This window comes from Thauera aminoaromatica (assembly GCF_000021765.1).
Taxonomy (GTDB): domain Bacteria; phylum Pseudomonadota; class Gammaproteobacteria; order Burkholderiales; family Rhodocyclaceae; genus Thauera; species Thauera aminoaromatica.
In genome coordinates, this window is sequence record NC_011662.2 from 686,711 (window position 1) to 700,365 (window position 13,655).

The 13,655-nt window shown below is 71.1% G+C and carries 14 protein-coding genes; 8 read left to right on the forward strand and 6 right to left on the reverse strand.

The genetic code is table 11. The annotated features are described in order from the left end of the window. Positions 1-30 precede the first annotated feature (30 nt). On the reverse strand, positions 31-879 hold the full coding sequence (fghA, locus tag TMZ1T_RS02945; protein ID WP_012584534.1) for an S-formylglutathione hydrolase: 849 nt from the start codon (positions 877-879) through the stop codon (positions 31-33). Between the two features lie 14 nt (positions 880-893). Next, positions 894-2,006, reverse strand: coding sequence for an S-(hydroxymethyl)glutathione dehydrogenase/class III alcohol dehydrogenase (locus tag TMZ1T_RS02950; protein ID WP_012584535.1), 1,113 nt, complete (start codon positions 2,004-2,006; stop codon positions 894-896). Between the two features lie 111 nt (positions 2,007-2,117). Here TMZ1T_RS02950 and trxA point away from each other — a divergent pair, with 111 nt between their 5' ends. Continuing rightward, entirely contained in the window at positions 2,118-2,495 is a 378-nt protein-coding gene (trxA, locus tag TMZ1T_RS02955; protein WP_012584536.1) for a thioredoxin, read from the forward strand. Between the two features lie 30 nt (positions 2,496-2,525). On the opposite strand, the gene TMZ1T_RS02960 is transcribed toward trxA, so the two are convergent. Next, on the reverse strand, positions 2,526-3,443 hold the full coding sequence (locus TMZ1T_RS02960) for a LysR family transcriptional regulator (RefSeq protein WP_012584537.1): 918 nt from the start codon (positions 3,441-3,443) through the stop codon (positions 2,526-2,528). Between the two features lie 154 nt (positions 3,444-3,597). Between TMZ1T_RS02960 and TMZ1T_RS02965 the strand changes: the two genes are divergently transcribed. The 3 genes from TMZ1T_RS02965 (at position 3,598) to TMZ1T_RS02975 (ending at position 5,643) form a co-directional block, all read left to right on the forward strand. Then, positions 3,598-3,990, forward strand: coding sequence for a TerB family tellurite resistance protein (locus TMZ1T_RS02965; RefSeq protein WP_012584538.1), 393 nt, complete (start codon positions 3,598-3,600; stop codon positions 3,988-3,990). 80 nt (positions 3,991-4,070) lie between these two features. Then, positions 4,071-4,544: a phosphate-starvation-inducible PsiE family protein gene (locus TMZ1T_RS02970; RefSeq protein WP_012584539.1), complete on the forward strand. Its 474-nt coding sequence runs from the start codon at positions 4,071-4,073 to the stop codon at positions 4,542-4,544. Positions 4,545-4,731: 187 nt separating this feature from the next. Further along, the gene (locus TMZ1T_RS02975) at positions 4,732-5,643 is read left to right on the forward strand and encodes a bestrophin family protein (RefSeq protein WP_041589774.1); all 912 of its coding nucleotides are present in this window, start codon (positions 4,732-4,734) and stop codon (positions 5,641-5,643) included. Positions 5,644-5,655: 12 nt separating this feature from the next. On the opposite strand, the gene TMZ1T_RS02980 is transcribed toward TMZ1T_RS02975, so the two are convergent. After that, the gene (locus TMZ1T_RS02980; RefSeq protein ID WP_012584541.1) at positions 5,656-6,600 is read right to left on the reverse strand and encodes a ribose-phosphate diphosphokinase; all 945 of its coding nucleotides are present in this window, start codon (positions 6,598-6,600) and stop codon (positions 5,656-5,658) included. A 278-nt stretch (positions 6,601-6,878) separates the two neighbouring features. On the opposite strand from TMZ1T_RS02980, the gene TMZ1T_RS02985 reads away from it, so the two are divergent. Beyond that, positions 6,879-8,501 carry a SulP family inorganic anion transporter gene (locus tag TMZ1T_RS02985; RefSeq protein WP_012584542.1) on the forward strand — a complete coding sequence of 541 codons (1,623 nt, stop codon included), beginning with the start codon at positions 6,879-6,881 and terminating at the stop codon, positions 8,499-8,501. Here TMZ1T_RS02985 and TMZ1T_RS02990 read toward each other — a convergent pair. Both TMZ1T_RS02990 and TMZ1T_RS02995 read right to left on the reverse strand, forming a co-directional pair. After that, positions 8,489-9,712, reverse strand: coding sequence for an exo-beta-N-acetylmuramidase NamZ family protein (locus tag TMZ1T_RS02990; protein ID WP_012584543.1), 1,224 nt, complete (start codon positions 9,710-9,712; stop codon positions 8,489-8,491). The genes TMZ1T_RS02985 and TMZ1T_RS02990 overlap by 13 nt on opposite strands. A gap of 4 nt (positions 9,713-9,716) precedes the next feature. Continuing rightward, complete coding sequence (locus tag TMZ1T_RS02995; RefSeq protein WP_012584544.1) at positions 9,717-10,352, reverse strand: DOMON-like domain-containing protein; 636 nt, start codon at positions 10,350-10,352, stop codon at positions 9,717-9,719. 209 nt (positions 10,353-10,561) lie between these two features. On the opposite strand from TMZ1T_RS02995, the gene TMZ1T_RS03000 reads away from it, so the two are divergent. The 3 genes from TMZ1T_RS03000 (at position 10,562) to TMZ1T_RS03010 (ending at position 13,649) form a co-directional block, all read left to right on the forward strand. Beyond that, positions 10,562-11,737 carry an MFS transporter gene (locus tag TMZ1T_RS03000; RefSeq protein WP_012584545.1) on the forward strand — a complete coding sequence of 392 codons (1,176 nt, stop codon included), beginning with the start codon at positions 10,562-10,564 and terminating at the stop codon, positions 11,735-11,737. Positions 11,738-11,831: 94 nt separating this feature from the next. Next, entirely contained in the window at positions 11,832-12,236 is a 405-nt protein-coding gene (locus TMZ1T_RS03005) for a hypothetical protein (protein WP_012584546.1), read from the forward strand. Between the two features lie 105 nt (positions 12,237-12,341). Then, entirely contained in the window at positions 12,342-13,649 is a 1,308-nt protein-coding gene (locus TMZ1T_RS03010; protein WP_012584547.1) for a tryptophan--tRNA ligase, read from the forward strand. Positions 13,650-13,655: the final 6 nt, after the last annotated feature.

The window sequence follows — 13,655 nt, forward strand, 5'->3', positions numbered from 1 at the left end:
GCGGCGCCGGCAGGCGCGAATGCGGCGCTCTCAGCCGCGCAGCGCGGCGGCGTGGTGGCGCAGGTGGTCGTCGATGAAGCTGGCGATGAAGTAGTAGCTGTGGTCGTAGCCCGGCTGCAGGCGCAGGTTCAGCGGATGTCCGGCGGCGGTGCAGGCGGCGCGCAGGGCCTCGGGGCGGAGCTGCTCGGCGAGGAAGCCGTCGGCCTCGCCCTGGTCCACCAGCAGCGGCAGGCGTTCGGTGGCGCCGGCGATCAGCGCGCAGGCGTCCCACTCCAGCCAGCGCGCGCGCTCCGCGCCGAGGTAGCGCGCGAACGCCTTCTCGCCCCAGGGGCAGGCGCTCGGGTTGGCGATCGGCGCGAAGGCCGACACCGCGCGGTAGCGCCCCGGGTTCTTCAGCGCGCACACCAGCGCGCCGTGCCCGCCCATCGAATGTCCCGAGATCGAGCGCGCGTCGCTCACCGGGAAGTGCGCCTCGACGAGCGCGGGGAGCTCCTCCACCACGTAGTCGTACATGCGGTAGTGGCGGCGCCACGGCTCCTCGGTCGCGTTCACGTAGAAGCCCGCGCCCAGCCCGAAGTCCCATGCGCCGTCCGGGTCGCCCGGCACCCCGGTGCCGCGCGGGCTGGTGTCGGGCGCGACGATGGCGATGCCGAGCTCGGCGGCCAGGCGCTGGGCGCCGGCCTTCTGCATGAAGTTCTCGTCGGTGCAGGTGAGCCCGGACAGCCAGTACAGCACCGGCACGGGGCCGGCCTCGGCCTGCGGCGGCAGGTAGATCGCGAACACCATGTCGCAGCCCAGCACCGCCGAGCGGTGGCGGAAGCGGCGGTGCCAGCCGCCGAAGCTGCGGTTGGCGGCGAGTTGCTCGGGGGCGGTCGTCATCGCGGCCTCCGTCATCAGTACAGGATCACCGAGCGGATGCTCTTGCCCTCGTGCATGAGGTCGAAGGCCTTGTTGATGTCCTCCAGCCCCATGCGGTGGGTGATGAAGGTGTCGAGCGGGATCTCGCCGCGCTGCGCCATGTCGACGTAGGCGGGCAGCTCGCTGCGCCCGCGCACGCCGCCGAAGGCCGAGCCGCGCCACACCCGGCCGGTGACGAGCTGGAAGGGGCGGGTGGAGATCTCCTCGCCCGCGCCGGCCACGCCGATGATCACCGACTCGCCCCAGCCCTTGTGGCAGCACTCCAGCGCCGAGCGCATCACCTTGACGTTGCCGATGCACTCGAAGGAGTAGTCCACGCCGCCGTCGGTGAGGTCTACGATGACCTCCTGGATCGGGCGGTCGTAGTCGAGCGGGTTGATGCAGTCGGTGGCGCCGAGCTGGCGCGCGATCTCGAACTTCTCGGGGTTGATGTCCACCGCGACGATGCGCGCGGCCTTGTTCATGACCGCGCCGATGATCGCCGACAGGCCGATGCCGCCGAGCCCGAACACCGCCACGCTGGCGCCGGCCTCCACCTTGGCGGTGTTGCGCACCGCGCCGATGCCGGTGGTGACGCCGCAGCCGAGCAGGCAGACCTTGTCGAGCGGGGCGTCCTTGCGGATCTTCGCCACGCTGATCTCGGGAAGCACGGTGTATTCCGAGAAGGTGGAGGTGCCCATGTAGTGGAAGATCGGCTTGCCGTCCTTGCTGAAGCGGCTGCTGCCGTCGGGCATCAGGCCCTTGCCCTGGGTGGCGCGGATGGCCTGGCAGAGGTTGGTCTTGCCCGACAGGCAGAACTTGCACTTGCCGCATTCGGGCGTGTACAGCGGGATCACGTGGTCGCCGACCGCCACCGAGCTCACGCCTTCGCCCACCGCCTCGACGATGCCGCCGCCCTCGTGGCCGAGGATGGCCGGGAAGATGCCCTCCGGGTCCGCGCCCGACAGCGTGTAGGCGTCGGTATGGCAGACGCCGGTAGCGACGATGCGCACCAGCACCTCGCCGGCCTTGGGCGGGGCGACGTCCACTTCGGTGACTTCGAGCGGCTGCTTCGCAGCCCAGGCGACAGCGGCGCGGGAACGGATCATGGGATTTCCTTTTCGAATGGGTCCAAACAGGTATTCTAGGCGAAATGCCCGACCCCTCCGTGACCCTTGCGGCGTATCATCGTCATTCGCTAATATGGATTGGAGCCGCAGATGGCCACCCTCGAACTAACCGCCGACAACTTCAACGAGACCGTCGAGCAGAACCCGATCGTGTTCCTCGACTTCTGGGCGGCCTGGTGCGGTCCCTGCCGCAACTTCGCGCCGACCTACGAGGCGGCGGCCGAGGCCAACCCCGACATCGTGTTCGGCAAGGTCGACACCGAGGCCCAGCAGGACCTCGCCGCCGCCTTCCAGATCCGCTCCATTCCCACCATCGCGGTGATCCGCGAGGGTGTCATGGTGTTCCGCGAGTCCGGCGCGCTGCCGGCGAGCGCGCTGAACCAGGTGATCGAGGGCGTGCGCGGCCTCGACATGGACCAGGTGCGCGCCGAGATCGCCCAGCAGCAGGCCGACGCGCAGCAGGGTTGAACGACGCGCGCGCAGCAGGCCGGCCGGCGCTCAGCCCGCGGCCGCCGGCGTCAGCGCGCGCGCGGCCGCGCTGTGGATCGCCTGCATCGCCGGATGCGAGAGCCTGCGCTCGGTGGTGATCGCGTATACCCGCGCGCGCGCTTCCGGCACCTCGCCGAGCACGCGCACCCCGTACTGCCGGCAAACGTAGTCGGCGATCGTGGTGGGCGCGGCGAAGACGCCGTCGCCGGCCTGGCCGAAGGCCTTCATCAGCGCGCTGTCGTCGAACTCGGCGACGATCGCCGGGCGGATGCGCATGCGCTCGAACCACTGCAGCAGCGCGCCGCGGTGGGCGACGTCCTCGCCCGGCAGCAGGAAGGGCGCGCCGTCGAGCCGGCGCGGGAAATCGCCGCGCAGGCGCTCGGCCAGCGCCGGCGCGGCGAACACGCTCAGCGTGCTCTCGCCGAGCAGGTGCTCGTGGCCGCGCACGCTGACCTCGGGCGGGATCGGGCGGTCGGCGATCACCAGGTCGAGGCGGTGCACCGCGAGCTCGGCGAGCAGCTCGGACAGCGGAGACTCGCGGCACACCAGCCTGCCCGGGCGCTCCAGGCGCAGCGCCGGCTCGATCAGGCGGTGCACCATCGACTTCGGCATCGAGTCCGGAATGCCGATGCGAAACGGCAGGCTGCGGCGCAGGCTGTCGTCGCGCAGCGTCTCCACGATCTGGTCCCCGAGCGCGAAGATCTCCTCGGCCTGGCCCAGGATACGCTCGCCCGCCTCGGTCAGCGCCAGGCGGCGGCCGCTGCGGCGGAACAGGGTGACGCCGAGCGCCCCCTCGAAGGTGGCGAGCTGCGCGCTGATCGAGTGCGGCGCCAGCCCGAGCACCCGCCCGGCCTCGGCGATGGTGCCCACGCGCGCAACGGTCCAGAAGTAGCGCAGGTGCTTGTAGTTGAGGTCGCTGCTGCCCATAGTCTTCAGTTCCGTCGAAAAGATCGATCGATAGACTAATCGTAGTCGACTTTTTCGGCGAAGGCTTCTCCCGTAGTCTGCACTCGTCGGCCGCGGCGCACCCCCCGGGAGCGCGCGGCGACGCAAGAGACCGCACACGAAAGGAGACCACGCCATGCGCCACTACGAAACGAACAGCACCCCGGCGGCCGCCCGCCTGCTCGCCCTCACCGTGCTCGCCGACGGCGGCCTGGACCGCAACGAGGTCGACACGATGATGCACACCGACCTCGCCCGCCGCCTCGGCATCGGCAGCGTGGAGTTCGAGCGCATCCTGCGCGAATACTGCGACGATCTGCTGCTGAGCGCGCACTACCTGGACGGCATGCGCCTGAAGGTGGCCGACGAGGTGCTCGACCTGTTGCTCGAGGACATCGCCGACCCCAGGCTGCAGCAGGCCCTGCTGCGCACCATGCAGGACATCGTCAGCGCCGACGGCGTGGAGACCTCGGCCGAGGTCGAGGTGCTGGCCCGCGCGCTGGAGAAGTGGGGCACGCGCCCGCACTAGGGCGTGCCCGGACGAACGAGACGGCGAGCGCGGCCGGACGAGGATCCGGCGCGTTCGTCGCCAAAGCCAGGGAGGCAGTCATGGAGGGAATGAGGCCCGGAGCCGCCAAGGCCCACGACAACCACCTCGGCGATCGTGTCGACGACCCGCTGATCGACCGCCTGCACTGGGTCATCCGCCAGGCGATCCGGGTGCTGGCGGTGCTGATGGTGGCGGTGATCCTGTGGACGGTGGCCGACGTCGTCCTCGTGCTCTACGAGAAGCTGTCCGATCCGCCCTTCCTGCTGCTCGACCTCAACGACATCTTCGTGGTCTTCGCCGCCTTCCTGGCGGTGCTGATCGCGATCGAGATCTTCGTCAATATCACGCTCTACCTGCGCGACGACGTCATCCACGTCAAGCTGGTGATCGCCACGGCCTTGATGGCGATCGCGCGCAAGGTGATCGTGCTCGACCTGGCGACGCTGGCACCGATGTACCTGTTCGCGATCGGCGTGATCGTGCTCGCGCTCGGCGTGACTTACTGGCTGGTGTCTGCGCGGCCGGACGAGTGAGGGGCCGACGCCTGCGCCGCGATGCACCGCAGGCTCGGTGGTGGCGTCGAACTCTTCCGTGAGGGCGGCGTACGGGCGGGTCGGACGGCGAGGGGGGCGATGGCGTCGACGACGATCGAAATCACACCCCATCGCCGCGAAGCTGGCAGAATCCACGCCTTTGCGCTGCGCCCCGCGCCTGTCCGTCGTGATCGTCCGCCCCCGTCCGCACTGGATTCACCTGCTCTTCGTCCGCCGCGGCTCGCTGTTGCCGCGCATCCTCTCGCAGCAGCTCTTCGTGCTGTTGCTGTCCTGCGCGGTGGTGCTCGCGCACGGCCAGCTCTTCCACGTCAAGGTCACGCTGACCTCCGCGCCGTTCTCGCTGATGGGGGTCGCCCTGGCGATCTTCCTCGGCTTTCGTATCAACGCGAGCTACGACCGCTACTGGGAGGCGCGCAAATTCTGGGGCGTCGTGCTGGTAGAGGCGCGCAACCTGTCGCGGCATGCCTTGACCCTGACGCGCGGCGACGTCGATGCACGCCCCTTCGTGCTCGGCCTGATCGCCTTCGCGGGCACGATGCGCAACCAGTTGCGCGGCCGTCCACGCGACGAGGGCCTGGACGGCCTGCTTCCGGACGAGGTGCTTGCGCGCGTGCGGACCGCCCGCTTCGCGCCTGCGCTGGTCCTGCTGTGGCTCGGCCAATGGGTGCGCGACCGCCGCGAGGCGGGCTGCCTGTCGCCGATGCTGGCGCAGCACATGGAGGGCTCGCTCGACGCGCTGTCGGCCGCGCTCGGCGGCTGCGAGCGCATCGCAAATACGCCGCTGCCCTTCACCTACACGGTGATCCTGCACCGCAGCTCGTACACGTATTGCATGCTGCTGCCCTTCGGCCTGGTGGACACGACGGGCTGGATGACGCCGCTGGTGGTGGGCTTTGTGTCCTACACCTTCTTCGCGCTCGAGGCGCTCAGTGACGAGATCGAGGAGCCCTTCGGCACAATGACGAACGACCTGGCGCTCGACGCCATCGTCGCCTCCATCGATGCCAGCCTGCGCGAGTTGCTCGGCGACACGCCGCCGCCCGCGCCGCAGCCGGATGGGGATTTCGTGCTCAACTGAGCGCGCTTCCGCTCACTCGAACAGCGCGCCCACGCTCTGGCCGCTGTGGATGCGCTCGATCGCCGCGGCGAAGAGCGGCGCGACGTTGAGCACGGTGAGCTTGTCGAGGCGCTTGTCCTCGGGCAAGGCGACGGTGTTGGTCACCACCACCGAATCGATCGCCGCCGCGCGCAGGCGCTCGATCGCCGGGCCGCACAGCACGCCGTGGGTGGCGGCGGCGTGGATGCTGCGCGCGCCCGCGGCCTTCAGCGTGTCGACCGACGATACCAGGGTGCCGGCGGTGGCGATCTCGTCCTCGAAGATCACCACGTCGCGCCCGGCCACCTCGCCCACCACCGCGCCCTGCTTGACCGCGGTGTCCGACACGCGGCGCTTGTCGATGATCGCCATCGGGATGCCGAGCTTCTCGGAAAAGCGCCCGGTGCGCTTGGCGCCGCCCGCGTCGGTGGCCACCGCGACCATGTTCGACAGGTCGTAGCGGTTGCGGAAGTGCTCGGCGATCAGCGACACCGCGGTGAGGTGGTCGACCGGCACGCTGAAGAAGCCATGCACCTGGTCGGCGTGCAGGTCCATGGTCAGCACCCGGTTCGCGCCGGCGGTCTGCAGCAGGTCGGCGATCAGGCGTCCGGTGATCGAGATGCGCGGCGCGTCCTTCTTGTCCGAGCGCGCGTACGAGTAGTAGGGGATCACCGCGGTGATGCGCTGCGCCGAGGCGCTGCGCAGCGCGTCGAGCGTGATCATCAGCTCCATGATGTGCTCGCTCACCGGCTCGGTGAAGGACTGCACGACGAAGACGTCGCGCTCGCGCACGTTCTCCTGGATCTGCACGCGCAGGTTGTCGTTGGAGAAGCGCGAGATGTCGATCCGGCCCGGACGCAGGCCGAGGCGGTTGCTGATGTCGCATGCGAGCTCGCGGCTGGCGTTGCAGGCGAAGATCTGCAGGCCGTGCTTGATCATCGGTGGAGGCTCCTGTGGTGGGTTCGCGCAGCGCCGCATCGGAGGCGCGGGCTGCGGTTTCGGGCGCAGGCGCAATGCTACGGGAAGAGGCTGGCCGCGGGCGAATCAGGAAGCTGAATGCCGCCTGAAGCGGGGCGTCCGGAAAAGTGGGGAAGTGGCGCTGCCGGGGGCTTGCGGTGCGCCGTCTTTTGCCACATCGTGGCGTAAAACACGGCGGTCGGGGACAGCACCCATGAACCCGTCCGAGCCGCCCGGACGAGACTCGAATCGAGGCGCTCATGAATGCGCAGGCTTCGGCGCTCGGCCGTTGGCGCGGGGACTTCTTCGGCGGTCTCACCGCCGGCATCGTGGCGCTACCGCTCGCGCTCGCCTTCGGCGTCGCCTCCGGCGCGGGCGCGGCGGCCGGACTCTACGGTGCGATCGTGCTCGGCTTCGTCGCCGCACTGCTCGGTGGCACCCGCATGCAGATCTCCGGCCCCACCGGGCCGATGACCGTGGTGTTCGCCTCCGCGCTCGTGGCGGTGGGCGGCGACCTCGCCCTCGCGATGGCGGCGGTGCTGGTGGGCGGGCTGGTGCAGGTCGGGCTCGGCGTGCTGCGCAGCGGCGGGCTGGTGCGCTTCATCCCCTATCCGGTGGTCTCCGGCTTCATGAGCGGCGTCGGCGTGATCATCGTGCTGCTGCAGAGCGCGCCGCTGCTCGGCGTGACGCCGGCGTCCTCGCCGCTGGCCGCGGTGCTGGCGCTGCCCGGCGTGCTGGCGAACGTGAATGGCGAGGCGCTGCTGCTCGGCGGACTCACCTTGCTGATCGTGTTCCGCACCCCGATGGCGGTCAGCCGGATCGTGCCCGCGCCACTGGTGGCGCTGGTGGCGATGAGCGCGTTGTCGGTCGCCGCCGGCCTGCGGGTGCCGGTGATCGGCGACATCCCCGCTGGCTTGCCGGTGCCGGCGCTGCCGAGCTTCACGCTCGAGACCTGGACCACCGTGCTGCTGCTCGGCATCACCCTCGGGGTGCTCGGCAGCATCGATAGCCTGCTGACCTCGCTGGTGGCGGATTCGATCACGCGCACCCGCCACCACTCCAACCGCGAGCTCATCGGCCAGGGCATCGGCAACCTGCTGTGCGCCTTCGTCGGCGGCCTGCCGGGCGCGGGGGCGACCATGCGCACGGTGATCAACATCAAGTCGGGTGGGCGCGGGCGTGCCTCGGGCGTGGTGCACGCGCTCTTCCTGCTCGCGCTGCTGCTCGGGCTGGGGCCGCTCGCCGAACGCATCCCGCTCGCGGTGCTCGCCGGCATCCTGATCAAGGTCGGCGTGGACATCCTCGACTACCGCATGCTGCGCCTCGTGCGCACCGCGCCGCGCGCCGACGTGGGGGTGATGGCGGCGGTGTTCGCGCTCACCGTGCTGGTGGACCTGATCGTCGCGGTGGGCGCGGGCGTGATCCTGTCGATGGCGCTGATCATCCACCGCCTCGCCCGCCACAGCCGCCTGCGCGTGCGCCCGCTGCCGCACGCCGGGGAGGGCGGTCGCGAAGCCGCCGGCCATGAACTCCCCGGGCTCGCCAGCGGCATCCGCGTGATCGAGATCGAGGGCGCCTTCTTCTTCGGCTCGGCGAGCCAGCTGCTCGACCGCGTGGACCAGGTGATCGGCACCCGCGTGGTCGTCTTCGACTGCAGCCGGGTGCCCTTCATGGACCTGTCGGCGCAGTTCGCGCTCGAGGAGATGATCGAGGGCCTGCAGGCGCAGTCGATCGCGGCGCGGGTGGTGGTGCCGCCCGAGATCCACGCCCAGCTGCTGCGCCTGGGGGCGCCGCAGCTGCCCGCGGCGATCCTGCACGACGAGCTCGACCGCGCGCTCGCCGAGGCGAGGCGGCTGGCCGCGGCGATGCCTCAATCCGGGTAGAGCAGGAAGGGGCGGCGCGTCTCCAGCCACGCCGCTTCGTCGGGGCGGGCGAGCGCGTCGAGCGCGGCCGGCGTCGCCGCGGGGTCGTCCACCCACTCGCGCAGCAAGGGCGAGCCGTTGATCAGGTCGATGGCGAGGCGCTCGTGCTCGTACTCGTAGGGGAAGTCACGCCACAGCGGGTAGTCGGGCCACAGCCTGCGGATCGCCTTGAAGGCGAGCGCCTGCACCCGCCACGGGCGGAAGGCGGCGTGCTCGTAATGCGCGGGGTCCTCGACGTGGATGTGCACGCCGTTGCACAGCTTGCCGGCGTGCTTGTGGAAGGTGGGCTCGAACCAGCACTCGCGCAGCACACAGCCGGCGAGCCACTCGGGCGCCAGGCTGCGCATCTCGCCGACGAGCGCGCGCGCGTCGACATCGGGCGCGCCGAAGAGCTCCAGCGGCCGGGTGGTGCCGCGGCCTTCGGACAGCGTCGTGCCTTCCAGCATCACGGTGCCGGCGTAGGCGCGCGCCATCCACAGGTTGGGGGCGTTGGGGCTGGGGTTGATCCAGGTGCGCTCGCCGAGCGGCCAGCCATAGCCGGGGGCGTCGTCTGGCTGCCAGCCCTGCATCTCGATCACGCGCAGCTCGACGTCGAGCTTCAGCGTGGCGACGAACCAGTGCGCGAGCTCGCCCATGGTCATGCCGTGGCGCATCGGCAGGGGGCCGGCGCCGACGAAGCTCTCCCAGCCGGCGCGCAGCAGCGTGCCCTCGACCGGGCGGCCGGCGGGGTTGGGGCGGTCGAGCACCCACACCGCCTTGCCGTGTCGCGCCGCCTCTTCCAGCACGTAGCGCAGCGTGGTGATGAAGGTGTAGATCCGGCAGCCGAGGTCCTGCAGGTCGACCAGCAGCACGTCGAACGTGTCCATCATCGCCGCGGTCGGGCGGCGAACCTCGCCGTACAGGCTGAACACCGGGATGCCGAGCAGCGGGTCGGTGTAGTCGGGCGACTCCACCATATTGTCCTGCTTGTCGCCGCGCAGGCCGTGCTGGGGGCCGAAGGCGGCCGACAGCGTGAGGTCGGGCAGGGCGGCGAGGGCGTCGAGCGAGTGGGTCAGGTCGCGGGTGACCGAGGCCGGGTGGGCGAGCAGGGCGACGCGCCTGCCCGCCAACGGGCGGCGCAGCTCGGGCTCCTGCAGCAGGCGGTCGAGGCCGAAGCGGACGGGGTGCGCCATGGCTTCAGTCCGCCTTGTGCGTCGCGGTGGCCAGGGTCAGCACGAAGGTGTCGCGGGCGTGGAAGTCGGGTTGCGCGGCGGCGTGGCGCAGGGCCCAGTATTCGAGCGTGCCGTCCTTGCGCTCGACGACCGCGGCCAGGCTCACCTGCAGGTCGCTGCCCGCCGGCACCGCCGGCAGCAGCTCGGCGGGCACGCGCGCCTCCAGCACCAGGCCGTCGTCCGTCTGGCTGAAGAGGACCTCGGGCGTGGCCGCGGGGACGTAGTCCTCGATGCGCTCGCGCCAAGCGCGAAAGCCATAGACCGCCCACTGTCCCGAGGGCGAGAAGTTGTATTCGCGATACCCGGCCTCGCCCGGCGCGCCGAGGAAGACCTCGAAGCAGGTGTGCTTCCACAGCTCGTCGGCGGGGCCGGGTGTGGCCGGCGCCGGGATCGCGAGCTGGGCGGGACGGCTCTCCTCGAGGCGGAACTCGAACACCGCGCCGCCTTCGGGGAGGGCGAACATGGTGGCGAGCAGGCGGCCCACGAGGCCTTGCCAGGGCGCCTCGGCGTCCGGGCTGGTGGGGTGGGGGCGCAGGCCCACGGTGATGACGGGGACGCGGGGACGTTCGGTAAGAGGCTGGGTCACGGTGTGGGCTGACATAAGGGAACTGGCAACGAAGGGCCGGCCGGGAGGCTGGTCTGCGCGGGCCGCGCACAGCCGCGGTGTGCATGCGGCCGGGAAGCGCAATGTTAACCCGTTCGGGCAGCCGCGCCCACGGGGCCGCCGCGGCACGGCCTGGCGGGCGCGCCGTCCTGCGCGTGGATCGCCGCGCTTGAGCCCCTGCGCGCCCTGTGGCACACTGCTGCGCCATGCGCGCCCCTCCACTCCTCGTCATCGTCCTCGCCCAGCTCTTCGGGACCTCGCTGTGGTTTTCCGCGAACGCCGCCGGCGAGGACCTCCTGCGCACCTGGGCGCTGCAGCCGGCCGACATCGGCAGGCTGACGATCGCGGTGCAGCTCGGCTTCATCGCCGGCACCCTGGGATTCTCGCTCAGCGGCCTGGCCGACCGCTTTCCGGCGAGCCGCATCTTCGCCGTCTGCGCGGTCATCGGGGCGGTGGCCAACGCCGGCTTCGCGCTGCTCGCCCACGGGCTGGGCGAGGGCCTGGCGTGGCGCTTCGCGGTGGGGCTCGCGCTCGCCGGCGTGTATCCGCTCGGGATGAAGCTGGTGGTGAGCTGGGTGCCCCAGCAGGCGGGCGCGGCGCTGGCCTGGCTGGTCGGCATGCTGACGCTGGGCACGGCGCTGCCGCACGGGGTGCGCTTTCTCGATGCCGGCTGGGGCTGGCAGGCCACGCTGCTGGTGTCCTCGCTGCTCGCGCTGCTGGCGGCGGCGATGATCTTCACGCTCGGCGACGGCCCGCACCTCGCCCGTCGCGCCGGGGCGCCGCGGTTGCGCCTGGGCGAGGGGCTGTACGCGCTGCGTGCGCCGGACTTCCGTGCCTCCGCCCTCGGCTACTTCGGGCATCAGTGGGAGCTGTATGCCTTCTGGACGCTGGTACCGCTGCTGGTGAGCGCGGCGCGCGGGGCCGAGGTGGGTTTGCCGTCCGGGCCGGCCTTCGCGGTGATCGGCATCGGTGCCGTCGGTTGCGTGCTCGGCGGCTGGCTCAGCCGCCGCATCGGCAGCGCGCGGGTCGCTGCCCTGGCGCTGGCGGTGTCGGCGCTGTGCTGTGCGCTGTATCCCTTCGCCACCGCCTGGCCGCCGCTGGCGCTGGCCGGGCTGATGCTGCTGTGGGGCGCGAGCGTGGTCGCCGACTCGCCGCACTTCTCCGCGCTGTCGGCGCGCGCCTGCCCGCCCGAGAGCGTGGGCAGCGCGCTCGCCTTCCAGAACGCGATCGGCTTCGCGATCACCATGGTGTCGATCGAACTCGTCACCCGGTTGTGGCCCTCGATCGGCGACCGCGTCGCCTGGCTGCTGCTGCCGGGGCCGGTGCTCGGCCTGCTCGCGCTGCGGCCCTTGTGGTCGCGCAGCCATGCCGAGGCGCGCTGAGCGGAGCGGGCCTTTCCCGGCTGCGCTTGCCGGCGCGCGGGGAGCCGCGAACAATGCGGGTGCCCGATCCGGGCGGTACCGGGAGTCGCACCAGATGATGAAACCCTGCAACCGCGTGTTCGCCGCCCTTGCCCTGCTCGCGCTCGCCGCTCCCGGATGGACGCAGGCGGTGGTCGAGGATGCGCCCATGCTCCGGCTCGAGTGCGGCGGCATCGGGCTCGAGGAGTCCGAGCGCATGCGCGCCGAGATCGACATGCATGCGCTGACCGTGTTCTTCTCCACCACCGCGGGCGGCTGGGTCACCGACGTCGAGACGCGGGTCGACGAGCCGCTCTCCGGGCAGCGCGTCGAGGCGTCGTGCGGGCCGATCGGGCAGGCCGACGTGCCCGCGCCGGGGCGCTACCGGATCTCCGCGTCTTATGCCGGCGCGCGCCAGGAGCACTGGGTCGATCTCGTGCCGCAGGGCGGTGCGCGTCTCTCGCTGCGCTGGCAGGAGTGAGCGCGATCGACCCGGCGCGCACGCCCCCGTAGCGCATCCGCCTTATCCGCACGCGTCGAAGCCGTTAAACTCGCGCTCCCTGACCAATTCGAGCCGGAGCGATCCATGTCTGTCCAGCGCGTCCTCACCGGGATCACCACCTCGGGCACGCCCCACCTCGGCAACTACGCCGGTGCCATCCGTCCGGCGGTCGCCGCCAGCCGCCAGCCCGGTGTCGAGAGCTTCTACTTCCTGGCCGACTACCACGCGCTGATCAAGACCACCGACCCGCTGCGCGTGCAGCGCTCGACGCTGGAGATCGCCGCCACCTGGATCGCCGCCGGGCTGGACACCGACCGGGTGTGGTTCTACCGCCAGTCCGACATCCCCGAGATCCCCGAGCTCACCTGGCTGCTCACCTGCGTCGCCGGCAAGGGCCTGCTCAACCGCGCCCACGCCTACAAGGCGGCGGTGGACAAGAACACCGCCGAGGGCGTCGATCCCGATGCCGGGGTCAACATGGGCCTCTACATGTACCCGGTGCTGATGGCCGCCGACATCCTGATGTTCAAGGCGCACTCGGTGCCGGTCGGGCGCGACCAGATCCAGCACATCGAGATGGCGCGCGACATGGCGGGCAGCTTCAACCACCTCTACGGCGAGCACTTCGTGCTGCCCGAGGCCGCGATCGACGCCTCGGTTGCCACCTTGCCCGGGTTGGACGGCCGCAAGATGAGCAAGAGCTACGACAACACCATCCCGCTGTTCGCCCCCACGGCCGAGCTGAAGAGGCTGATCTTCTCGATCGTCACCGACTCCAAGGCGCCGGGCGAGCCCAAGGACGCCGACGGCTCGGCGCTGTTCCAGCTCTACCAGGCCTTCTCGACCGCCGAGGAGACGCGCGCCATGCGTACCGCCTTCGACGAGGGTATCGCCTGGGGTGAGGCCAAGCAGGCGCTGTTCGAGAAGATCGAGGCCGCGGTGGCGCCGATGCGCGAGCACTACCTGGTGCTGATCGCCGAGCCGGCGCGCATCGAGAAGCATCTGCACGAAGGCGCCGCCAAGGCGCGCGCGATCGCCACCCCCTTCCTCGGCGAGCTGCGCCGCGCGGTGGGCCTGCGCAATCTTGCCAGCGTGGCGGGCGAGGCCAAGGCCGAGAAGGCGAAGACCGCACAGCCCCAGTTCAAGCAGTACCGCGAGGCCGACGGCCGCTTCCACTTCAAGCTGGTCGACGCCGACGGCCGCCTGCTGCTGCAGGGCGAGGGCTTCGCCTCGCCGCGCGAGGCGGGCGCGGTGGTGGCGGCGCTGAAGGCGGGGAGCGCCTTCGAGATGAAGGAGGCCGCGCTGTGGCTGGCCGGCGCGCAGGTGGCGATGCTGGCCGACGGCGTCGACGAGGCCACCCTGTGCGCGGCGCTGGGCGCCTTCGCCGACTGAGCCTGC